The organism is Verrucomicrobiota bacterium, assembly GCA_016200005.1.
Lineage (GTDB): Bacteria > Verrucomicrobiota > Verrucomicrobiia > Limisphaerales > PALSA-1396 > PALSA-1396.
Window position 1 is genome coordinate 79546 of sequence record JACQFP010000007.1, and the last position, 21949, is coordinate 101494.

Annotated in this window: 25 protein-coding genes and 1 tRNA gene; 15 read left to right on the forward strand and 11 right to left on the reverse strand. The window is 57.7% G+C overall.

Annotated features, from left to right (window positions below; all coding sequences use genetic code 11):
* On the forward strand, positions 1 to 1473 hold the full coding sequence (locus tag HY298_02905) for a DUF1501 domain-containing protein (GenBank protein MBI3849230.1): 1473 nt from the start codon (positions 1 to 3) through the stop codon (positions 1471 to 1473).
* 6 nt (positions 1474 to 1479) lie between these two features.
* On the opposite strand, the gene HY298_02910 is transcribed toward HY298_02905, so the two are convergent.
* Positions 1480 to 1554 (reverse strand) — tRNA-Val (locus HY298_02910).
* A 776-nt stretch (positions 1555 to 2330) separates the two neighbouring features.
* Between HY298_02910 and HY298_02915 the strand changes: the two genes are divergently transcribed.
* The 4 genes from HY298_02915 (at position 2331) to HY298_02930 (ending at position 6955) form a co-directional block, all read left to right on the forward strand.
* Positions 2331 to 3620 (forward strand): outer membrane beta-barrel protein, encoded by a 1290-nt coding sequence (locus HY298_02915; GenBank protein ID MBI3849231.1) that lies wholly within the window; start codon positions 2331 to 2333, stop codon positions 3618 to 3620.
* 77 nt (positions 3621 to 3697) lie between these two features.
* Complete coding sequence (locus tag HY298_02920; GenBank protein ID MBI3849232.1) at positions 3698 to 5851, forward strand: polysaccharide biosynthesis tyrosine autokinase; 2154 nt, start codon at positions 3698 to 3700, stop codon at positions 5849 to 5851.
* A gap of 28 nt (positions 5852 to 5879) precedes the next feature.
* Positions 5880 to 6566 carry a polysaccharide export protein gene (locus HY298_02925; GenBank protein ID MBI3849233.1) on the forward strand — a complete coding sequence of 229 codons (687 nt, stop codon included), beginning with the start codon at positions 5880 to 5882 and terminating at the stop codon, positions 6564 to 6566.
* Positions 6566 to 6955 (forward strand): FHA domain-containing protein, encoded by a 390-nt coding sequence (locus tag HY298_02930; protein MBI3849234.1) that lies wholly within the window; start codon positions 6566 to 6568, stop codon positions 6953 to 6955. Before HY298_02925 ends, HY298_02930 begins: the two co-directional genes overlap by 1 nt.
* On the opposite strand, the gene purH is transcribed toward HY298_02930, so the two are convergent.
* From purH to HY298_02975, 9 genes are all read right to left on the reverse strand, one after another.
* Positions 6952 to 8523, reverse strand: a complete 1572-nt coding sequence (purH, locus tag HY298_02935) for a bifunctional phosphoribosylaminoimidazolecarboxamide formyltransferase/IMP cyclohydrolase (protein MBI3849235.1) — start codon at positions 8521 to 8523, stop codon at positions 6952 to 6954. The two genes, HY298_02930 and purH, sit on opposite strands and share 4 nt — an antisense overlap.
* Positions 8524 to 8730: 207 nt before the next feature.
* Entirely contained in the window at positions 8731 to 9501 is a 771-nt protein-coding gene (locus HY298_02940) for a LysM peptidoglycan-binding domain-containing protein (protein ID MBI3849236.1), read from the reverse strand.
* A 79-nt stretch (positions 9502 to 9580) separates the two neighbouring features.
* Positions 9581 to 10465 (reverse strand): hypothetical protein, encoded by an 885-nt coding sequence (locus HY298_02945; GenBank protein ID MBI3849237.1) that lies wholly within the window; start codon positions 10463 to 10465, stop codon positions 9581 to 9583.
* Positions 10466 to 10481: 16 nt separating this feature from the next.
* The gene (locus HY298_02950; GenBank protein ID MBI3849238.1) at positions 10482 to 10925 is read right to left on the reverse strand and encodes a hypothetical protein; all 444 of its coding nucleotides are present in this window, start codon (positions 10923 to 10925) and stop codon (positions 10482 to 10484) included.
* Between the two features lie 28 nt (positions 10926 to 10953).
* Positions 10954 to 11850, reverse strand: a complete 897-nt coding sequence (locus HY298_02955; protein ID MBI3849239.1) for a bifunctional 5,10-methylenetetrahydrofolate dehydrogenase/5,10-methenyltetrahydrofolate cyclohydrolase — start codon at positions 11848 to 11850, stop codon at positions 10954 to 10956.
* Positions 11850 to 12941 carry an SH3 domain-containing protein gene (locus HY298_02960; protein ID MBI3849240.1) on the reverse strand — a complete coding sequence of 364 codons (1092 nt, stop codon included), beginning with the start codon at positions 12939 to 12941 and terminating at the stop codon, positions 11850 to 11852. Before HY298_02960 ends, HY298_02955 begins: the two co-directional genes overlap by 1 nt.
* A complete protein-coding gene (locus tag HY298_02965) occupies positions 12938 to 13651 on the reverse strand; it encodes an rRNA pseudouridine synthase (GenBank protein ID MBI3849241.1) in 714 nt (237 codons plus the stop codon). The genes HY298_02960 and HY298_02965 overlap by 4 nt, the downstream gene beginning before the upstream one ends.
* 93 nt (positions 13652 to 13744) lie before the next feature.
* Complete coding sequence (locus HY298_02970) at positions 13745 to 13900, reverse strand: small basic protein (GenBank protein ID MBI3849242.1); 156 nt, start codon at positions 13898 to 13900, stop codon at positions 13745 to 13747.
* Between the two features lie 129 nt (positions 13901 to 14029).
* Positions 14030 to 14263 carry a hypothetical protein gene (locus HY298_02975; GenBank protein ID MBI3849243.1) on the reverse strand — a complete coding sequence of 78 codons (234 nt, stop codon included), beginning with the start codon at positions 14261 to 14263 and terminating at the stop codon, positions 14030 to 14032.
* A 42-nt stretch (positions 14264 to 14305) separates the two neighbouring features.
* On the opposite strand from HY298_02975, the gene HY298_02980 reads away from it, so the two are divergent.
* On the forward strand, positions 14306 to 14497 hold the full coding sequence (locus tag HY298_02980; GenBank protein ID MBI3849244.1) for a type II toxin-antitoxin system HicB family antitoxin: 192 nt from the start codon (positions 14306 to 14308) through the stop codon (positions 14495 to 14497).
* On the forward strand, positions 14494 to 14670 hold the full coding sequence (locus HY298_02985) for a type II toxin-antitoxin system HicA family toxin (protein ID MBI3849245.1): 177 nt from the start codon (positions 14494 to 14496) through the stop codon (positions 14668 to 14670). Before HY298_02980 ends, HY298_02985 begins: the two co-directional genes overlap by 4 nt.
* 40 nt (positions 14671 to 14710) lie before the next feature.
* Here the strand turns inward: HY298_02985 and HY298_02990 are convergent, their stop codons facing one another.
* The gene (locus HY298_02990) at positions 14711 to 15967 is read right to left on the reverse strand and encodes a Glu/Leu/Phe/Val dehydrogenase (protein MBI3849246.1); all 1257 of its coding nucleotides are present in this window, start codon (positions 15965 to 15967) and stop codon (positions 14711 to 14713) included.
* Positions 15968 to 16157: 190 nt separating this feature from the next.
* Here HY298_02990 and rplM point away from each other — a divergent pair, with 190 nt between their 5' ends.
* From rplM to HY298_03030, 8 genes are all read left to right on the forward strand, one after another.
* Positions 16158 to 16592 carry a 50S ribosomal protein L13 gene (gene rplM / locus HY298_02995; GenBank protein MBI3849247.1) on the forward strand — a complete coding sequence of 145 codons (435 nt, stop codon included), beginning with the start codon at positions 16158 to 16160 and terminating at the stop codon, positions 16590 to 16592.
* Between the two features lie 38 nt (positions 16593 to 16630).
* Positions 16631 to 17032 (forward strand): 30S ribosomal protein S9, encoded by a 402-nt coding sequence (rpsI, locus tag HY298_03000; protein ID MBI3849248.1) that lies wholly within the window; start codon positions 16631 to 16633, stop codon positions 17030 to 17032.
* A 116-nt stretch (positions 17033 to 17148) separates the two neighbouring features.
* Positions 17149 to 18219 carry an N-acetyl-gamma-glutamyl-phosphate reductase gene (locus tag HY298_03005; protein ID MBI3849249.1) on the forward strand — a complete coding sequence of 357 codons (1071 nt, stop codon included), beginning with the start codon at positions 17149 to 17151 and terminating at the stop codon, positions 18217 to 18219.
* The gene (locus HY298_03010; protein ID MBI3849250.1) at positions 18216 to 19520 is read left to right on the forward strand and encodes an acetylxylan esterase; all 1305 of its coding nucleotides are present in this window, start codon (positions 18216 to 18218) and stop codon (positions 19518 to 19520) included. The genes HY298_03005 and HY298_03010 overlap by 4 nt, the downstream gene beginning before the upstream one ends.
* 167 nt (positions 19521 to 19687) lie before the next feature.
* The gene (gene argJ, locus HY298_03015; protein MBI3849251.1) at positions 19688 to 21073 is read left to right on the forward strand and encodes a bifunctional glutamate N-acetyltransferase/amino-acid acetyltransferase ArgJ; all 1386 of its coding nucleotides are present in this window, start codon (positions 19688 to 19690) and stop codon (positions 21071 to 21073) included.
* Between the two features lie 47 nt (positions 21074 to 21120).
* A complete protein-coding gene (locus HY298_03020) occupies positions 21121 to 21363 on the forward strand; it encodes an AbrB/MazE/SpoVT family DNA-binding domain-containing protein (GenBank protein ID MBI3849252.1) in 243 nt (80 codons plus the stop codon).
* Entirely contained in the window at positions 21364 to 21711 is a 348-nt protein-coding gene (gene mazF / locus HY298_03025) for an endoribonuclease MazF (GenBank protein ID MBI3849253.1), read from the forward strand.
* Positions 21704 to 21862 (forward strand): hypothetical protein, encoded by a 159-nt coding sequence (locus HY298_03030; GenBank protein MBI3849254.1) that lies wholly within the window; start codon positions 21704 to 21706, stop codon positions 21860 to 21862. The genes mazF and HY298_03030 overlap by 8 nt, the downstream gene beginning before the upstream one ends.
* The last annotated feature ends 87 nt before the right edge of the window (positions 21863 to 21949 follow it).

Genomic DNA, 21949 nt, shown 5'->3' on the forward strand with positions numbered 1-21949 from the left:
ATGAATCCGTTCTCTAACGAATATTACAATAAGAGTTTGCAAGCCATCACGCGGCGACACTTCTTCGGTCGATGCGCGGCGGGGATCGGTTCGGTGGCGTTGGGCTCGTTGTTGAACGAAAAACTTTTTGCGGCAACGTCAGTTGTTTCCGCCGACAATCCTCTGGCTCCTAGAAAACCGCACTTTGCACCGAAGGCCAAACGCGTGATTTATCTGCACATGGCCGGAGCGCCCTCGACGCTCGATTTGTTCGATTACAAGCCCAAGCTCGTCGAAATGAACGGACAACCTTGTCCCGAATCGCTTTTCAAGAAGGAGCGCTTCGCCTTTATCAAGGGCGTTCCCAAAATGCTCGGCACCCCGCATAAGTTCGCGCGTCACGGCAAGTGCGGCACGGAACTTTGCGAGTTGCTGCCGCACCTGGCGACGGTGGTGGACGACGTCGCCGTCATCAAGTCGATGTACACGGAGCAGTTCAACCACGCGCCGGCACAACTCTTTCTGCACACCGGCTCGTCGCGGTTGGGACGGCCCAGCATGGGTTCATGGTTGACATACGGTCTGGGTAGTGAGACCCAGAATCTGCCGGCGTTCGTCGTGTTGGTCTCCGGCGGCAAGTCTCCGGACGGAGGCGCTTCGCTCTGGGGCAGCGGATTTTTGCCGACGGTTTATCAGGGTGTGCAATGCCGTTCGCAAGGCGACCCGGTGCTTTACGTTTCCAACCCGCCCGGCATGGACGCCGAGACGCGCCGCCACTCACTCGACGCGCTCAAGGACCTCAACGAAATGCAGCTCAAGAGTGTCGGGGATCCGGAGACGCTCACACGCATTGCGCAATACGAGCTGGCTTACAAGATGCAAACCAACGTGCCGGAGTTGATGGAGATCGACAAGGAGCCACAGGCGATTCACGAATTGTACGGCACAGAGCCGGGCAAAGCGTCGTTTGCCAACAACTGCCTGCTCGCCCGTCGCCTGCTGGAGCGCGGCGTGCGGTTCGTGCAACTTTATCATTGGGGTTGGGACCAACACGGTGACAGCAAGGCCAACGACATTCGCGATGGACTGGCGCGCCAGACCAAACAAACCGACCAAGCCTGCACCGCCTTGATCAAGGACCTCAAAGAACGCGGCCTGCTTGAGGACACGCTGGTGGTTTGGGGCGGCGAATTCGGCCGCACGCCGATGAATGAGGATCGCAGCAAGAACCCCGATCTCATCGGCCGCGACCATCATCCCCACGCATTCAGCATCTGGATGGCGGGCGGCGGCATCCAACGCGGCATTACTTACGGCGCCACTGACGAACTGGGCTATCACGTCGCCGAGGACAAGGTCCATGTCCACGATTTACAGGCCACCATTTTGCATTGCCTGGGACTCGACCACACAAAATTGACTTACAAGTTCCAAGGCCGCGACTTTCGCCTGACGGATGTGTTCGGCGAAGTGGTGACCAAGATTCTGACTTGATTGGAATGGTGCGCGGTAGAGGGTTCGAACCTCTGACCCCTACCGTGTCAAGGTAATGCTCTACCACTGAGCTAACCGCGCCCAAAACCAGCGCGTAAACGTTGCAAGGCACAGCACGGCTTGGCAAGCGCGAAGTGGCGGGGATTGACCGTCCAACCGACGCAGTCTGCCGCCAAAGCCGGCGGGGCCTGAAAACGTCGCGGGAATTGAATCAGGATTGCGCCCCGCCACTGTTCCAGGCACGCGACGGCTTTCCGCATATTGCCAAATGGCGCAAGTCTTTTCTACGGCCTCACAGCCCGGTGAAACCACTCTTTGAATTTCGTTGCCGCCGCGTCGCGGAAAAGCATTATGGATTTCGAGCAGACGAAATTGGCCAGCGTGGCTGACCGGCTGGGGGAATGAATCCGACGCCGGACGGTGGAGTTGTTACAGTGTAGCAACGACACGGGCAATTCCGTTTGCGGTGGCGCTGTCTGGCCCGCCGCGCGGCAAAGTTGAAAAGTATTGAACGCATTTACGATTCGGGGGTCAATTGATTATGTGTTCTCCGGACGACTTGATTTGTTCACACGCAACACCGATCCCCAATACTTACTCCTACAATCCTTCAGCGGAGCTGGCAGGTGAGCTTTCGTCTCGACGGCGGGCGGGTCGTTTTCGGACGAATCTTGGGGGTGATCAGGCCGGACCAACCGGCAACCGGTAACCCGGAAAGCAGATCGATTTGGCCACGAATAAAGCAAAAATAGCGTGAAGATTTGTTTGACAGAATCCGATTTTTTCAAGTAAATGTATCCGGCTTTCACTGTCAGGTTCACCGTGTGGCGAATTGGTAACGTAACGAAAATCGTTTTATGAAAAAAATCATTGCCTCTGCTGGTCTGGTCGCATTCGGTGCTGCAGGTCTCCAAGCGGCCTATGCGCCGGGATTATCAACTCAGGAAACGTCCAAACCGTGGAGCATCTCGGCGACGTTGCGCGGCTTCTACGATGATAACTATAACACCGCTCCTGCCGGCACAAACAAACTCGACAGTTTCGGTTTTGAGGTAATGCCCAAGCTGGGCCTGAATCTTCCGCTGGACCAGACTTACATTGGGCTGCGTTACATTTACGATTTGAAATACTACATTGACCGGGAAAAGAACAAATACGATCAGACCCATCAGTTCGACGCCATATTGAGCCATACGTTTACGGAGCGGTATAGTCTGGATTTGACCGACTCGTTTGCGCTGGCCCAGGAGCCGGAACTGCTCGAACCTTCGGGCGGCACTTTGGTGCGCACTGAAGGCAACAACATTCGCAATCGGGCCGCCGTCAATTTCAACGCCCAACTGACCACGTTGCTGGGGTTGGCGCTCGGTTACTCCAACACTTTCGTCGATTATGATCAGACGGATGATGATAAGAACGTGATACCCCCCAGCCGCTCCTATTTGCTGGATCGCATGGAACACTTGGCGAACATTGATTTGCGCTGGCAAATGCTGCGCCAAACAGTCGGGGTTTTGGGGTATCAATTCGGGATTGTCGATTTCATGAGCAATGAAACCATCGCGAGCCCGATTCCTCCTCCTGCCACTGTCCCGGCTGATTCCCGCAACAACCGCTCGCATTACGTTTACATCGGTGCCGACCAAACATTCCGACCTGATTTGACAGGTTCTGTGCGCGTCGGCGGACAATACGTTGATTATTTTAACGATAGCACCAGGGGCAACATCATCAGTCCTTACGCGAACGCCAGTTTGACTTACAACTATACAACGGGAAGTTCCGTGCAACTCGGCGTCCGGCATGGGCGCAATGCGACCGATATCGCTGTGTTGGACCAGGAGTCAACGGGCGTTTACCTGCAACTGAACCACCGGATTACACCGAATCTGACTGGCAACCTCATGGGCCAGTTCCAGCATTCCGTGGCTAATGGCTCAAGGCTGAATGATGGGACGGCTACGGGCGGCATTCCGGCGGATGGCGAGGTCGATAACTTTTACTTGGTCGGCTTGAATCTGGCCTATCGCTTCAACCAGTATCTCTCGGCGGAAGTGGGTTATAATTATGACCGGCTCATTTCCGATCTCAGCGGGCGCAGTTTCTCCCGTAACCGGGCGTATGTCGGCGTAACTGCCAGCTACTAATAACGATTTCGATTACATTGAAACAATTGACGATGGGAGGCTGGGATAACACGATCTGGCCTCTCTTTTTTTGACCTATGGAAAATCCAAAAATTGCTCCGCCACCGGAAACCACACTGCACTTCCTCGACTACTGGCGCATCATCCGAATCCGCAAGACCGTCATCCTGGCGGTGTTTCTGTTGGTGGTCATCACCGCCACCGTCGTGACCTATATCCTGCCCGTGTCTTACGCCAGTTCCGTCCGGATCAAGATTGAAGGCGAGGTCTCGGACATCAACCCCCTGACCGAACGGCAACCCAGGAGCGGCTACGATCCTTATATGCTCCAGACGGAGTTCGAGGTCATCCAATCGCAGGCGGTTCTCCCCAAAGTGATTGAGAACCTGGACCTCAACACGAAATGGGCGAAGCGCTATAACGCCGAAGGCCTCAAGCCCTCCGACTGCATGGCGATACTCAAACGGCGACTGGACGTCCGGCAATTCCGCAACACCAGCCTGATGGAGGTCAGGGTGTTCAGCGAAGACCCGCGGGAAGCCGCCGTCATCGCCAATGAAATCGCCGAAGTTTATCGGAAGTATCGGACCGATGAACGGCAGAAATTGGCCGAGGGGGGGATAAAGGCCTTGCGAAAACAGTGGGATGACCAGAATGACAAGGTTAAGAAAGCGCAGGAGGAAGTGGACGGACTTCGCAAAGATCTGAAGATCTCCGATACCGATGCTGCGGGCAATGGTCCTTCATACACGTTGGAACCGATGATCTTGCAGCGTGACCAGGTCGCGCTGAGTGAAGCTGAGACCAAGTATATCGGGGTGGCTTCATTGATGACAAAGCTCATGCAATTGGATAAGTTGAAGCTCCGGCAAACCCTGCCCACCGCCATGCAGGACCTGGCTCTGAATGATCTGTTGAGTCGCTTGAACATGGCTGAACAACAGCTTGTCACCCAGAACAAAGACTACGGCCCGGAAAGCACCGAAATAAAAAGAACGACCGCCCTGGTCGAGAAGCTTAATACGCAAATCGATGACCGGGTGGAGGGGATTCTCGAAGGCCTGAAGGTGCAATTGGCAAAGCAAAAAGCAGAAGTCGATAGTCTGTCAGCGAAGGTTGAAAACGCCAAGAAAACGGACATTGAGGTTGCGGAAAGAAGCCGCCCTTACTTCCAGGCAAAGCGGCTGCTGGAAAGCGAGATGAAATTCCGCGAAATGCTAAACTACAAAATTGGATTGGAGACGACCGACGCGCTCCTTCCGAAAACCTCCATGGTGTCGATCGTGGACAAAGCTGAGCCGGCTTTGCGTCCCGTCAAACCCAACAAGCCCTTGAACATCATCCTCGGAATCATTGTGGGGCTGCTCGTCGGCGTCGGGTTGGCCTTCTTCATCGAGTATCTGGACACCAGCGTCAAAACGATTGACGAAGTGGAGCGATCCCTGCAAGCGCCGGTGCTGGGTGTCATTCCCCAGAACGTCGGCTACATCATCAACGAAGGCGCTGAAAGCCCGCACGCGGAAGCCTATCGCGTCTTGCGCACCAACCTGCTCTTCGCCCGCAAGGACGACAAACTGACCGCCATTGTGGTCGTCAGCGCCGGGGCGGGTGAGGGAAAATCGACCACCGTCTTCAATCTGGCCACCGTGTTTGCGCAAAACGGCCAGCATGTCCTCCTTGTGGACTCCGACCTCCGCCGTCCGACCCTTCACAAAATCCTCGGGCTTTCCAACTCTGCTGGTCTGACCAATTACCTCTTAAAACAAAACACCCTGGAAGAAGTGATTCAGACCACCAGTATCCCGACCCTGGATTTTCTGCCCAGCGGCAAGTTGCCGAGCAGTTCCATGGGCATCTTGAACTCCAAGCAAATGGAGGATCTGGTGCGCGAGGTGAAGCAACGCTACGACTTTATCTTCTTTGATTCGCCGCCGATGATGGGATTAAGCGACGCCGCCATCCTGGCCAGTGAAATGGACCTGGCCATTCAAGTCGTGCAGTACCGCCGCTATCCGCAGCCGATGACCATTCGCGCCAAGCAGATGGTCGAAAAAGTGGGCGGCAACCTGATTGGGATTGTGCTCAACAATATCAACATGTCCCAGGACGAGAATTACTATTACTACAGTGGTTACTACAGCGATTATTACTCCAAGAATGAAGAGACGGAGGTTGACGCCAAATCCACGCCCGGCAAAAAGGCCCAGCTTGAACTTAAACAAAAATATTAATTGCCTGCTTCCCACTCGCTATTGAATCATGGCCACTATGAAATTGTTGCGGAAACTTTCCGGGCAGTGGATCCTTCTTTGTCCCCTGTTCCTCGCGGGCTTGCTGTTCAGCGGCTGCCAGACTGAGACACCCTCTGCGGACCCCTTTAGTGAAGTTCCTGCCGCGGATACACCTCCAGCCGAAAATGCGGTGCCCACGCCCACTCCCGCCGCCCCGAGCAGTGCCGCACCCTCAGTCCGACTGCGGGTGGGGGATTCACTGACCATCACTTATCAGGATGCACCAACCAAAATGGACCCATACGTCGGGCGGGTCAAGGACGACGGCAGCATCACGATATCCCCTTACAATCGAACTTTTATTGCGGCGGGAAAGAACGTGCGCGAGCTGGAGAAGGAGATTCATGACCTGTACGTGCCGCAGTATTTTCGCAACTTGACCGTAGTAATCACCACCGAAACTCTCTTTTTCACCGTTGATGGCGAGGTCAAGACTCCCAATCGATTTGGTTACGCCGGGCAAATGACCGTATTGCAGGCCATCGCCACGGCGGGCGGCTTCACCGACTATGCAAAGAAAACAAAGGTTCAAATCACGCGGGCTGATGGGAAGACCAAGGAAACCGTCAATTGCACCAAAGCCATTGCCCATCCGGAACTGGACCTGCCGATTTATCCGGGCGACAAGATTTACGTCCCACGCCGGCTTTTTTGATGATTCAACTTCAGATTCTTTCCGGCAAACAGGCGGGCACCCATCGGGTCGCCCGCCGTTTTCCTTTTCGTATTGGGCGCTCGTCCGCCGCCGACCTGTGTCTGGAGGAAGACGGGGTTTGGGATCAGCACCTCGAACTCGATTTGATCACGCCCGACGGATTTGTATTGACCGCCCACCCCAACGCCCTCGTCGTTGTCAACTCGCAGCGGATTGAACAAGCCGTCCTTCGGAACGGCGACCTCATTGAAATGGGTTCGCTGAAGATGCGTTTCTGGTTGAGTGAAACGCGCCAGATCGGACTGCGATTTCGGGAAGGGCTCACTTGGTGCGCCCTGGTGCTGCTTGCGGTTGGCCAGGTTTGCCTGATTTACTGGCTGCTCCGTTAATGTCGGAAATGCCGGACTCCGGTGAACGCCATTGCCAGGTTGCGCTCGTTGGCGGCGGCGATAACTTCCGCATCGCGCAGTGAGCCACCGGGTTGAATCGCCGCGCTCGCTCCCGCCTCCGCTGCGGCGATCAGTCCGTCGGGAAACGGAAAAAACGCATCACTGCATACCACACAGCCCACCAACGAGAGTTTCGCTTCCCCCGCCTTCCAGACCGCCACGCGGCTGGCGTCCACCCGGCTCATCTGTCCCGCACCGATGCCGAGGGTGCGGTCCGGCCCGACGTAAACGATGGCGTTGGATTTGACGTGCTTCACGACGCGCCACCCAAAAAGCATGGCTTGCAACTCGGCAGCGGTCGGCGGGCGGCGTGTGACCACCTTCAAGTCCGCCGCCGTGAGGCGCCTCACGTCTCGGGCCTGCATCAGAAAGGATTCCGCGCCGACACTGCGCACTTCCCACGGAGAAGCTGTCAGTGGCCTCTTCAACACGGTCAACAACCGCAGGTTTTTTTTCTTTTGCAACACCGCCAGTGCTTCACCCGTGAATTCCGGTGCCACAATCACCTCGCTGAAAATTTCGGCGATGGCCTCGGCGCAGGACAAGTCCAGCGGCTGATTCACCGCAATGATGCCACCGAACGGCGCTTGTTGATCAGTCGCGAAGGCCTTGTCCCAGGCTTCGCGCAAACTGTTCCCCTGCCCGACGCCGCACGGATTCATGTGTTTGAGGATGGCGAGCGTCGGTTGATCACTGGAAAACTCGGCGATTAAACTCGCGGCAGCCGTCAGATCGAGGATGTTATTGTAGGAAAGTTGCTTGCCGTGGAGTTGCTTGAAATAATCGTTGAACCGACCGTAAAGCGCTGCGGCTTGATGCGGGTTCTCACCATAGCGCAACAGTTGCACCTGCGGCGCCTCAATCCGCAACGTGGCCGGAAGCGGCGAGTCCGCGGCAGTCTCCGGCGAAGACCTCGCCCCGAACGCTTTCCCCAAGTGCGCGGCAATGGCGGCATCGTAGGCAGCGGTGCGGGCGAAAACGCGCGTCGCCAGCTTTCGCCGCAATTCCAGTGTCGTTTCGCCATTCGCTTTGATTTGCGCCGCGACTTCGGCGTAGTCGGCTGGGTCGAGGACCACCGTTACGAACTCATGATTCTTGGCGGCGCTCCGCAGCATCGATGGACCGCCGATATCGATGTTCTCAATTGCGTCGTGCAAAGAAACAGTGGGTTTGGCCACGGTTTGCTCGAACGGATAAAGGTTGACGACCACCAGATCAATCGGCCCGATGCCATGCTGTTGGACAGCCGTTTCGTGACTCGTGTTGCCGCGCAAATAGAGCAGGCCGCCGTGAATTTTCGGATGAAGCGTCTTGACGCGACCATCCAGCATCTCCGGAAAGCCGGTGTAGTCGCTCAACTCGATGACCTTGAGGCCGCGCTCCCGCAGTGCCTTGGCGGTGCCGCCCGTGGAAACAATCTCGACGCCAGCGGCCACTAAAACTTCGGCCAGGGGAACGAGTCCGGTCTTGTCAGAAACCGAAAGCAACGCGCGCTGAATCTTCGCCATAATTCGCGGCTAAAATCCTCCAGATGCACCGCGCGAGTCAACCGGTAAAACTGACAGCCTCCCTGAGATCCGTGAAATCATGCCAATGCCGGTTTCTATTGACGGCCCAAACCCGGGGCGTGACCAACGCCTCCTCCGCAGCGGCAGGTCGTCTCCGCACGTTGGGGATGGTGGCAAGGCGAGTCGCGACAGCATGGTCCTTCGCCGTCAATGGGCGGGCAGGTTCAATGTCTGACCGACCCGCAGCCGTCGGGCGTCCACACCGGGGTTGGCGGCCATGAGCGCCGTCACGGAGACACCATACTTTTTCGCGATGACGGTGGGCGTTTCACCCGCCCTCACCGAATGGGTTTTCGTCGTTGTGATCGCGGGTCGGGGCGCGGTTGCCGTGAGATTGGACTGGACTGTTGGGACACGGCTGATCGGCTGCGTGACGGATGAATTATTCGGCGCAAGTGGTGACGGAGCAGAGTTCGGTTGATTCGTCGCCGCCGGACTCCGGCCCTCGTAATTAGCCAGCTTGCGCTTCAATTCCGCGTTCTCCGTTTCGAGCGTGTGCAGACGTTCAAGGTCGCGCTGCATCGCTTGGGATACCGGCCCGATGGACACGGTTTTAGCCAGCTCCTGTTTGCAAGTGTTGACGTGTTCGAGGACCGGTTTGGCGTAATCCGACTGCGGGCGCAGCCGCAGGAATCTATCGTAGTGATAAATGGCCGCCGCGTAATCATTTTCCTTCTGTTCAAACAGCAGGGCGAGCTCGAAGTGGGCCGACGCCGAACGCGGATTGGCCTCCAGGGCCTTCTCGAACGACTCGATGGCGCCCTTGTAGTCCAGGCTGTTGATCCGTTTCTTGCCGGTGAGGAAGTGCGGTTCCTTCTGCTCATCCAACTGGCTTTCGACCGACGGGAAGCAACCCGTCAATGCGAGGCACAGAAAAAACAAAAGGATACCGGCGGGCGGCACGCGTGAAAAAATCATGTTGCGAACCTAAACGAACCGACACCAACACGCAATGCCGTGTTGATCGGAAAAGCGGCCGGCATTGTGCACGGGGCGGTCAGTCGCCAGTGGTTGGCTGGCCGGTTCCCGGAGGCGCGACCACAAAGGGGTTGGCCTTGCCGGTCAGGCGCGCGCCGCGGCGCGGCAGACACAACGTGCTGAACAATAAATAAAGCCAGCCCACCACAATATGCAATCCGGCGCCGAGGCCCAGCCGGACGGGATCGATCAGATTCAACCCGTAGAAAAAAATTGCCGTCGTCATGAGCAATGCCCCCGGCAGCAACGCCGCCGCCGCCAGTTTCCAACTTTCCGCGAGTCTTAAATCCCGGTCCGCGTAGAGGGCAATGATCCAGGCCGGCACACAATAAAGCGTGGCCAGCCCCCACCAGTTCACGATCAAAACCAACACCGTGAGCATAAAAATGAAGGCCATGAGGGCCGGTTTCCACGCGCCCCACCACGGCTCCAGCTCCGTCCGATTCAGCGCCACCACCCAGCCTGCGGGATATTGGACGGTGAGACAGCCCGGCAGCGAACAGATTCTGAAATCGGCCTTTCCCAATTCCACCTGCACATGCGCCGAGCGGCCGACCGTGCCGCTGTGATTCAAGTCCACGACGAAGGCCAGAAAAATCCCTTCCGCCAGCAGCGCGGGCGAATTGCTCCGCCAAAAAAGTAGTCCGTTGTGGATGTCGCCTTGCGGCGGGAGTTGATTGATCGCCTCCTCGACGGTCGGAAACCAGTCCGTCCGCACAAACAAAACCACGGTGGTTGCCGCCAGCAAAGCCACGATCAGTTGCCAGCAGCAGAGCGTCCCCAGCGACGCCTGCGCGAAGGCCGCCACCCCGCGCGGCGTCAGCGGTTGCCACGCCGGGGGCGAAGGTTGCGTCTCGACTGCCGAATGTTGAACGTGGCCAGATTGGGATTCGTCATTCGTCATTCGCAAGGGAACAAGCTCAGCCGGGCGGTGCCGGCGTCGCCGCTGGCGGTTGTTTGGTATCGGGCGGCGGCGCCACGACGACCGAGAGCGGGTAGCGCAGCTTCATGACATCGTCCACCAGCACTTCGACAAAATACACACCGGCCATTTTGAATTCCACCTGTCCGAACAAAGAAACGTTGGTGGCATGGAACATCGCGTCCTGCAACGCAAACTTCACCTCGCTTTTGCGCAACACGGTTGTCTGGTCCGGCGCGATCAACCGCACGCTCTCCGTGAATTGTCCCACGCCCGCCGTCCAGCGATTGAACACCATCAGTTTGAGCGCCGTGATCGGCACCTGCGGCACACGGATGAAATTGATGATGCCGACGAGAAAAAAATTACCGTTGATTTCCTGGCGAACCTCTTCGCACAGCAGCGAGCATTGCAAGTCAGGCAGGATACGGGTGGGTTGCATATTTTCTTAGTCCATTCTGAAATTCCAGTTAACCAACCTCGCCGGTGGCCAGTTCGGCGGCACGAACAGTGTTTTTCATCAACATCGCAATCGTCATCGGTCCGACGCCGCCCGGGTTGGGGGTGATCTTGCCGGCCAGCGGTTGTACCCGCGCAAAATCCACATCCCCAACCAGCCGGTAGCCGCTCGCGGCCTGCGGATCGTTGACGCGATTGACGCCCACGTCCACCACCACTGCGCCTGGTTTCACCATGTCCGCCTTTACAAATTCCGCCACGCCCATCGCGGCGATCACGATGTCCGCCCGCCGGCAATGCGTGGCCAGGTCGCGCGTTCGCGAATGGCAGAGCGTCACTGTAGCGTCGGCGTGCCGGCCCTTCTGGCACAGCATCGCCGCCATCGGTTTGCCGACGATGTTGCCGCGACCCAGGATCACCACGTCCGCGCCTTCAATTTTTACCTGCGACCGGATCAACAACTCGCGCACCCCCGCCGGCGTGCAGGGCCAGAAACCGGTGGGATCGCCCAACAGCAATTTGCCTACGTTGACCGGATGAAATCCATCGACATCTTTTTTCGGCAACACCGTCGAGTAAACCACCGTGGCGCGAATGTGCGGCGGCAGGGGCGCTTGCACCAGAATTCCATGAACGCGCTCATCGACATTCAAGCGGCTCAACAGCGCGAGCAATTCAGCTTCTTCCGTCGCTTCCGGCAAAACGTGGGTCTCGGAAAAAATTCCCAGTTGAGCGCACGCTTTTTCTTTTCTGCCGACGTACACTTTCGACGCCGGATCTTCGCCGACGCGCACGAAAGCCAGTCCGGGTTGAACGCCGCCGGCTTTTAAGGCAGCCATCCGTTGGCTTGTCTCGGTGTGGATTTGCCCGGCGATGGCCCGCCCATCGATGAGATTCGTGAGCGGCATCACTCCACAACGTGAATCTTCTGGATGGTGATGACCGGCGTGTTGGTCCAGCGTTCGTCAAGCCCTTCTTCACCCGTGACGACAATTCTCAATCCGTTGTAGGGCTTGAGCACAAGGTTCGTGGTGGGTGAGTAAAGATAATTGATCGTTCTTCCCGTGTCCGGACTGACGAGCCGGTAGTGGGAAGGCGCTTGAATGCTCACCGTGCCGCGCACAATACCTTCCCGTTCCACGATGCGCGGCGGCAGCGGCTCTTCTTCCTTTTCAGGCGGCGCGGGCGTCGCTGCCGGCGGTTCTGTGGCCGGCGCAGGAGTGGCAGTCGCAGGCGCCGGCGCGGGCGTTTCAACGACGGGTGCCACGGCCGGTGGCGTCTCCACCTTCGCCGTTTCCGTCGCGGGCGCAGGTGCCGCCGGTGGGGGCTCTGCCGCGGCCACTACAGTTGGCTTTGCTGTCAACAAATGCGCCGCGACAAAGGCGTAGGCGTTGGTGGGCGCATCAATTTCCAGCCATTCATTCTTGGCGCCTGCTTGCTTGACCGTTTCGCCTCGCTGCAGCAATCCGACCACACTGTAATTTTCCCCCGGCCCGCTGCGCACATTCAATTTGGCGGGCAACACGGTCTTATTCGTCGCGTCCACGAACGAACCGTGAACCCAGACATGAGCGCTCGTTGGAAAAGCGATGCGCGCCCATCTGGCTGGCTCGTCCTGCTTCGGTTTCTTGAGGGTGATTTCTTCCAGCACCGTAACGTTGTCGCCCAGGTTGAGATGGGTGACGACTTCGCTGTTGATGGCGGCCCGGCCGCGCACGTTGACGTTTCTTTGACTGACCACCGCCGGGCCTGGCGGAAGTGCGGGCGCGGGGCTTTGAACGGCGGCGGTCTTCTTGGTCGTCGCTGCTTTTTTCTTCTTTGCCGCGGGTTTCTTGGGCACCGGCTGCGCTGCCGGTGCGTTGGTCGGCGCCGCTGTGACTGCTGGCGCCGGCACGGCGGTGGTGACTGGCGCCGGCGATGGTTGAGTCGTCGCCGCTGGTTGGGCGATCACGCCCGAGGAAAGCATCATGGTCAATAGCAACCCGTATTTTGTTTTCATATCTTGGGAAGTAGAGATTTAATCTCCGGTTCTGTCAATGTCCGCCATTTGCCGCTGGGCAATTCGCCGAGCTTGATCTTTCCGATCTGTGTGCGCTGCAACCGGCGGACCGTCAAGCCTTGCGATTCAAACAGCCGCCGTACTTCGCGATTCTTGCCTTCGGCCAGTTCCAGTTCCACCAGGCTCTGGGAATTGTTGACCGCCAACAGCCGGGCATTCTGCGCCTGCAATTTTTCCCCCGCGTGCGTCACGCCGCGCGTGAACTGGCCCAACATCCCGGGCGCCACGCGCCCTTCCACCGTCGCGAGGTATTTTTTGCGGACGCCGTAACGCGGATGCGTCAGCCGCAAACTGAACTGTCCGTCGTTCGTCAGAAAAAGCAATCCTTCACTCTCATAGTCCAGCCGCCCCACGGAGGAGAGGTTGTTCCATTCCTTTGGGAGCAGATCGCCGATCGTCCGACGTTTCCATTCATCCTGTTTCGAGCAGACGTAACCGCGCGGTTTGTTGAGGGCGACGTAAAGCTTCCGCTTCGCGCGGAGCGGGCTTCCGTCCACCGCAACCTGGTCCTGGTCGGAATCAACCTTGCTGCCCAGCTCGCGGATGGTCTGGCCGTTGACCGACACCCGGCCGGCGAGGATGATTTGCTCGCTGGCGCGACGGGAGGCCACGCCGGCTTCGGCCAGAAATTTTTGCAGACGAACTTTCAAGTGCCTGGTGCGGAATGCAGAATTTGGAACGAACTATCAGCGGGCGGAGGAATCTCCTATTTCGCCCTTCGCCTTCCGGGTTCCGCATTTGAATCACACGTCCGGCTTGGTCTTGCGCAGGCCGGTCACGCGGTCGCCCGGCTTCCATTGGCCGCGTCGTTTCAGCACTTCCACGCGCTCGAAGCGCTTGAGGACATTTCGTTTGCCACCCATGGTGGCGATGGCCCGCAGACTGCGATGTTGTGACATAAATAAATTCCAAATGTTGTTGACCCACTCCGCTGTTGAAGTGGGGGCGCATCGTAGCACGATGTTGGTTGAGTTGCCAATGGTTTATTTGGTTCGATGGCCGACGGTACTTTGCGATGGACAACCCGATTACGGGAACAAGCCGCGAATTTGTTTGGCCTCGCGCACCCGGCTCACGCCCAGACTCAGCGCGGCCAGGCGCATGGAGATTTTTTGTTTGCGGCTGAGGTTCAGCGTTTGCGTGAAGGAGCCTTCCAAAGCAAGGAAGTTGGAGTTTTGGCGAATTGTCCTGGCGCGAACGTAGCGGTAAAGCAGGGGACAGAGAAACCGGGGCTTTTCATGCGTTACGGTGAAACGACGCATTTCTGCAATGACAACGGCTGGAATCCATGACACATTATCGCCATGAAAGGCATCGGCTACGTCTATTGGCAGGATGGCGACATGTGGCTCGGTTATCTGGAAGAGTTTCCGGACTACATGACGCAAGGAGAGTCGGTCGCGGAGTTGGAGGAGAATCTTCGAGATATCTACGACGACGTGGCGTCCGGTAGAATTCCATGTGTGCGTCGGCGCGCTGAACTTCAAGTCGCGTGAAGCGCGTCGAACTTATTCAAAAACTCACAGCGATGGATTGCGTGTTCATTCGTCACGGTGGTAAACACGATTGGTATCAAAACCCGCGCACAAAGCAATGTCAGCCCGTTCCGCGTCATCGGGAGATCAAGGAATTCCTGGCTCGCGGCATCCTCAAAAAGTTGAGCGATTAAGATTCGTGTTCGCCAAGCATGCAACGTGACGTGTTCCTGACTATGGAAATAACCCCCTTATCTGTTTCGCTTCCCGCACCCGGCTCACGCCCAGGCTCAGCGCGGCCAGACGCATGGAGATTCTCTGTTTGCGGCTCAGGGTCAGTGTTTGCGTGAACGCGCCTTCCAGAATGCGGAACAATTTGTCCACCACTTCGGTCTCGCCCCAAAAGAAACTTTGTAAATCCTGCACCCACTCAAAATAGGAAACTATCACCCCGCCGGCGTTGCAGAGGATGTCGGGGATTACAAAAATCTCCGGGCGCTGATCGAAGATTTCGTCGGCTTTTGGCGTGGTTGGGCCATTGGCGGCTTCGGCTAGGATGCGGCATTGGATTTTGGGCGCATTGACTTCCGTGATCTGCCGTTCCAACGCCGCTGGCACGAGAATGTCGCAAGGCGTGACAAGCAGTTGTTCGTTGGTAATCGGTTCGCCTTCAGAAAAACCGGCGACGGTGCGGTTTTGATTGGCAAACTTTTCCAACTTCCAAAGGTCCAAACCGCGCGCGTTGAAAACGCTGCCCATCGCGTCGCTTACCGCGATGATTTTCACGCCGTGCTTGGCCATCGAGAACGCCGCGATGGATCCGACGTTGCCGAAACCTTGCACCACCGCGGTCGCTTTGTTGGCATCAAGGCCAATCGTGTCCATCGCGCGGTTGACGAGGTAACCGACACCGCGCCCGGTTGCTTCGCGCCGACCCACCGACCCACCAATGCCAACCGGTTTGCCGGTCACGATGCTGGGTGCGCTAAAACCCATGTGGACGGAATACGTGTCCATCATCCAGGCCATCGTCTGTTCGTTGGTGCCGAGGTCGGGAGCCATCACGTCCACTTGCGGGCCAATGAAGGGAATCATTTCCTGCGTGTAACGCCGCGTCAGCCGTTCCAGTTCCGTCACCGACATCCTGCGCGGGTCGCACGCGATGCCGCCCTTGGCGCCGCCGTAGGGCAAACCGGTGAGCGCGCATTTCCAGCTCATCCACATTGCCAGCGCCGCCACTTCGCCGAGTCTCACGTCGGGATGGTAGCGCAATCCGCCTTTGGTCGGGCCAAGCGTCAGGTGATGCTGCACGCGGTAACCGGTGAACATTTGCGTCGAGCCGTCGTCGCGATGAATCGGCAGCGCGACGGTCATGGAGCGCTTGGGGAATTTGAGACGGCCGCGCTCGGAATCGGGAATCGCCAGACGGTCGGCCACCAGGTCAAACTGGCGACACGCCATGTTAAACGTGGGATGGTCGTAGATTTCCATGGCGGGAGGATAATGGTAAAGCGCGAACCGGGAAAAGTGAATTGTGGGTGTTGAAATGTTGAAGTGTTACAAGCCACATCGGGCAGCCACTCGTTTTGCCGGCCGCGACAAGTTTGGCGAATGAGTTGAAATGGCTATTGACTTAAACCTTTTGTTTGCTACTTTCACCGCTCCTTATATCAGGATTTGAATGAAAACATATTTGCCGAAAGTAAATCTGGACCAGCGCAAATGGCACGTCGTGGATGCCAACGGCGCCATTCTGGGCCGCTTGGCTGTGCAGGTTGCCGACATCTTGCGCGGGAAAAACAAACCCATTTTTGCCCCGCATTTGGACGCTGGCGATTTTGTCGTCGTCATCAACGCCGAGAAGATTGCTCTCACCGGCAAAAAGGAAACCGACAAGACATTCATGACCTACTCCGGCTGGAAAGGCGGCGAGAAGTACACCTCCGTCGCTCAAATCCGCACCCGGCATCCGGAAAAGTTGATCACGCACGCCGTCAAGGGCATGATCCCCAAAAACCGGCTGGGACGGCAACTGCTGACCAAATTAAAAGTTTACAAGGGCGACCAGCATCCGCACAGCGCGCAACAACCAGCGACGCTGACCGCCGCCAGGTGATCCCTCAACTTTTAACCAGAAACCCTCAACCCTTCAGTATGGCAGAAATCAAGATTCAGGAATTCCTCGGCACCGGTCGCCGCAAAACGTCCGTAGCCCGCGTGCGACTGGCCGCCGGCTCCGGCAAGATTGTCGTCAACGGTCGCACGTTTGAAACCTATTTCCCGACCGACTATCTGCGCACGCAGATCACCCGCCCGCTGTTCCTGACCGGGACGACGGAAAAATTCGACGTGCGCGTCAACGTGCAAGGCGGCGGGCCATCCGGGCAGGCCGGCGCGGTACGGCACGGAATCGCGCGCGCTTTGATCGCGGCTGATGCGAACCTCCGGGCAACGCTCAAACCCGAAGGTTTGTTGACCCGTGATCCGCGCATGAAAGAGCGCAAGAAATACGGTCAACCCGGGGCACGCAAACGCTTCCAATACTCGAAGCGTTAATCCGAACAAAAATTTACGCGCCCCGCAGGTTGATACTTGCGGGGTTTTTCTTTTGTCAGTTGCAAATATGTAACGATTCGACCAAAACAACTAACCACTGATTCGTGACCAGAACCATGAACAACAAGACATCGGTCAAAGTTGCCATCGTCGGCGCATCGGGTTATTCCGGTGAAGAACTGGTGCGCCTGCTGTTGTCGCATCCACACGCGGAACTTGCCGCCGTCACCTCGCGGCAATACGCCGGGCAGACGCTGGGCCAGATTTTTCCAAGGTTCGCGAATCAGCCACACGCCAAAACGCTGCGCTTCAGCGAACCCAACGTGGAGTTGCTCGCCAAACAGGCGCAGGTGATTTTCCTCGCGCTGCCGCATGGCGTCGCCGCTGAGTTCGCAATGCCCTTGCTCAAACTCGGCTGTCAGGTCATCGACCTCAGCGCCGATTTCCGCGTGAAGAGCGCCACGGTGTACAAGGAGTTCTACGCGCACGATCATCCTGTGCCTGAATTGCTGGCCAAAGCGGTCTATGGATTGCCGGAAATCTATCGCGCTCAAATCAAGGATGCCTTGCTGGTTGCCTCGCCGGGCTGTTATCCCACGAGCATTCTACTTCCCACGCTGCCATTGTTGCGGGTGGGTCTGATCAAATCCACGGGTATCATCGCCGATTCGCTGAGCGGCGTCAGCGGGGCAGGACGCAAAGTAGAACCGGATTTCCTGTTTGTGGAATGTAACGAAAGCATAAGGCCGTACGGCATTCCGAAGCACCGGCATTTATCCGAAATCGAGCAGGAACTTTCGCTGGCCGCGCGGACGCCGGTCACGATTCAATTCACGCCGCACCTCATCCCGGTCAATCGCGGCATCTTGACCACGCTTTATCTCGCGCCGGAAAATCATTTCAGTGACGCGCAAGGGATGGGCGAATTAAACGAAAAGATTTCCGCCTGCTACCAGTCGGCTTACGGAAACGAACCTTTCGTCCGGTTGCTCGACGGCAAAACGCTGCCCGACACCAAGAACGTGATTGGCACGAACGTCATTGAAATCGCCTGGCGGCTCGACCCGCGCACCGGCCGGCTCATCGTCCTGAGCGCCGAGGACAATCTCGTCAAAGGTGCGAGCGGCCAGGCGGTTCAAAGCATGAACATTCTGTGCGGTTTTCCCGAAACGGCGGGATTAGGATGAGCAAGAACGCTTGTTCCATAATTGCGCCAACCTTCGTGCTTCTGGCGTGTTACCTGGCCGGATGCACCACTCCGTCACCCAAGAAAGTGGCGTATCCCGAACCCTCCGCGTTGCGATCACAACCTGCGCTGCCGGATCCGCTCGTGATGCTTGATGGCCGCCGCGTTGCCTCGCGAGCACAATGGTTTAACGAGCGTCGTCCGGAGCTGCGGGCGCTGTTCCAGCATTACATGTATGACCAGCTCCCACCGAAGCCCGACCAGATGAAGACCAAGCTACTGGCCGAGCATCACGACTTTCTCGGCGGCAAGGCCACGCTCAAGCTCGTGACGTTGGAAACTGGATCTGGCGGAGCGCCAAGAATCGATCTGATGCTGGTGCTGCCAAATGATCGTCGCGGCCCGGTGCCGGTGTTTCTGGCGATGAACTTCTGCGGCAACCATGCGCTCACCGATGATCCGCGCGTGCCGCTCGCACGCGGCTGGCTTTACAACTCTTGCAAAGGCTGCACCAACAACGCCGCCACCGAAGCCGCGCGCGGGGGTCAAATCGTTGACTGGCCGTTGAGTCGGATCATCGAACGCGGCTATGCTCTGGCCGCGTTTTGCAGCAGCGACGTGGATTCTGACCGCAAAGAAATCAGCGATGGCATCTACGCCTGGCTTGCGCGCAACAATCCGTCGGAGAACAACCCGACGAACCGCGGGTCCATCGCTGCTTGGGCGTGGGGTTTCCATCGCTGCGTGGATTATCTCCTGACCGACCGCGACGTTGACGCGCGTCACATTGCCAGTGTGGGTCATTCGCGCAACGGCAAGACGGCATTGCTTGCCGCCGCGTTCGATGAACGCATCGCACTGGCCATTCCGCATCAGGCCGGTTGCGGCGGCACGGCACCGAGTCGCGGCAAGATTGGCGAATCGGTGCAACGCATCAACACCGCGTTCCCGCACTGGTTCAACGCCCAGTTCAAACAATTCAATGACTCGCCAGAGCGATTGCCCTTTGATCAAAACTGCCTCGCGGCCCTTTGTGCGCCGCGGCCGGTGTTGTTCTCGAACGCGCAGGAAGACCAATGGGCCAACCCCGCCGGCCAGTTCGAAGTGCTGCAAGCCGCCGATCCGGTTTATCTCCTCCTCGGCGTGAAAGGATTGGCCGCGAAAGAAATGCCGCCATCGCGACAACTCGTGGACAGCCGCCTTGGGTACTACATTCGCGAGGGCAAACACTCGATGACCGCGGACGATTGGGAAGTGTTCATGAACTTCGCCGACCGCCAATGGGGCAAACCAACGAAATGAATCTGCATTGTCTCGCTGAGAGCGTGTACGGAAAAGCGGTTTGGTGTCCCGGCTTTAGCCGGCAAGCACGACCAACGCACGCTAAAGCGTGGACACCAAACGGTAGAATCCGCTCGCCATCGCATTTCCGTACACGCGTTGAGAGTAACGCGACCGAGTTTTAGAAAATGAAGATCAAATTGAAACGCATTCCCGGCTCCATCACTACGCCCAAAGGCTTTCTGGCCTCGGCCGTCTTCTGCGACATCAAACGCCTCGGCACCGGCAAAGGTTCGCAGAAGGGAAACAAGCGCGACCTCACGCTCATGGTTTCCGAGGTGCCCGCCACCGTCGCCGGTATGTTTACGACCAACCAGGTCTGCGCCGCGCCGGTGAAAGTTTGCATCGAGCGCGTGAAGCGCGGAGCGGCACAGGCCATCGTGGTCAACTCCGGCAACGCCAATGCCTGCACCGGCAAGCAAGGTCTTGCGGATGCCTGTGAAATGGTGAGCTTCACAGAGCGCGCGCTGAACTTGCCGAAAGGCTCAACGTTGGTTGGCTCGACCGGGCGCATCGGCGTCACGATGCCGATGGAAAACGTCCGCACCGGCATTATCGAGGCCGCGACGCTGCTTGGTTCAAGCGCCGAACACGCCGCGCACGCTGCCGAAGCCATCATGACCAGCGACACGAAGCCGAAGCAAATCGCGGTTGAGTTCAAACTCGGCGGCAAGACCGTGCGCATCGGCGGCATCTGCAAAGGCGCCGGAATGATTCAGCCCGGCATGAGCGCCACCGGCAAACGTCCTGCCGCGATGCCGCTTCACGCCACGATGCTTTGTTTCATCACCACGGACGCCGCCATCGAAGCGAAGGCATTGCAGACCGCGTTGCAGGAAGCCGTGGCCAACAGTTTAAATCGCATCACTGTGGACGGCGACATGAGTACCAACGACACGGTGCTCGTGCTGGCGAATGGGCTGGCGGGAAATCCTCCTCTCGTAGCAGCCGACGTGAGGAGGCTCACTTCAAAAAATGGAGGCGAAGTTGGAGCCGACTCACGTCGGCTGCCACGGAACTTTGAAGTTTTTCAATCCGCGCTCGACCACGTCTGTCTTGAACTCGCCAAGATGATCGTGCGTGATGGCGAAGGCGTGCATCGCGTTGTGACTGTGCGGGTGAACGGCGCGAGGTCTATTCAAGACGCTGATGCCGCCGCGCGGGCCGTGGCCAACAGTGCGTTGGTGAAAACAAGCTGGCACGGCGGCGATCCGAATTGGGGACGCATCATTGACGCCATCGGCTACAGCCCGGCGACGGTCGTTGAGGAAAAGATTGATATTGGCTACAGCGCCCCCGGTAGCCTGAAGATTTTGTGGAGTCTCAAGCGCGGCCAGCCGACCGACACAACGTTCAAACAACTCTGTGCGACCGTCGCGCCGAAGGAATTTGATTTGCATATCAACCTGAACCTCGGCAAGTCCAGCGCCGTGATGTATGCCGCCGACTTGACCGAAGCCTACGTTGACTACAACAAAGGCGACGTGACCGACCCGACGACACTCGGAGGTTGAACACTTGACGGGCCGCGAAAGGGCGGTAGTCTTTTTGTAGCTACATTATGAAAACCGTGGTTCAACAATGGGGAAATAGTCTGGCGCTGCGCATTCCCAAGGCGTTCGCGCATCAAACCTGCATCAAGAAAGGCAGTGCGGTCAGTCTTTCGGTGGAAAACGGACGCATGGTCGTGAAACCGATCAGGCCGCGGAAGTATTCGCTCAAGGAACTCGTTTCCAGGATCACTTCGCAAAACCGTCACCCGGAAACCGATTGGGGCAAAGCCATGGGAAAGGAAATCTGGTAAATGGCTGCCTACGTGCCTGACCGTGGCGACGTGGTGTGGATAAACTTCAGCCCGCAAGCCGGGCACGAGCAAGCCGGGCGGCGTCCCGCCGTCGTCCTGTCGCCCCGCAGCTACAACAAACCTTCAGGCCTGGCATTGTTCTGCCCGATCACCAACCGCGCCAAAGACTATCCGTTTGAAGCCAACCTGCCGCAAAATGCGCCCGTGACTGGCGTGGTACTGGCGGATCAAGTCCGCAATCTCGACTGGCACGCGCGCCGCGTTGAATTTATCGGCGAACTGGATTTGGAAACGCTGGCCGACATTCTCGCGCGCCTCCGACCGCTTGTTGAACTCGAAGATGAATAGGCCTCCGCGCAAACTCGATAGGTCCAGTGCCGTCATGTATGCCGCCGACCTGACTGAAGAGTGCGTGGACTTTATCAAAGGTGACGTGACCGACCCGACGAGAAATTTCCAAAAGTTGTGGACGGCGGGGGGTGGAAAAAAGGCATCCTGAGGGGGACAAAAAAACCTGCTGCCATCACACGATGGCGGCACAACCCTCAGGACACCTATGGAACAGAAGAATGTAGTCGGTCTGGAA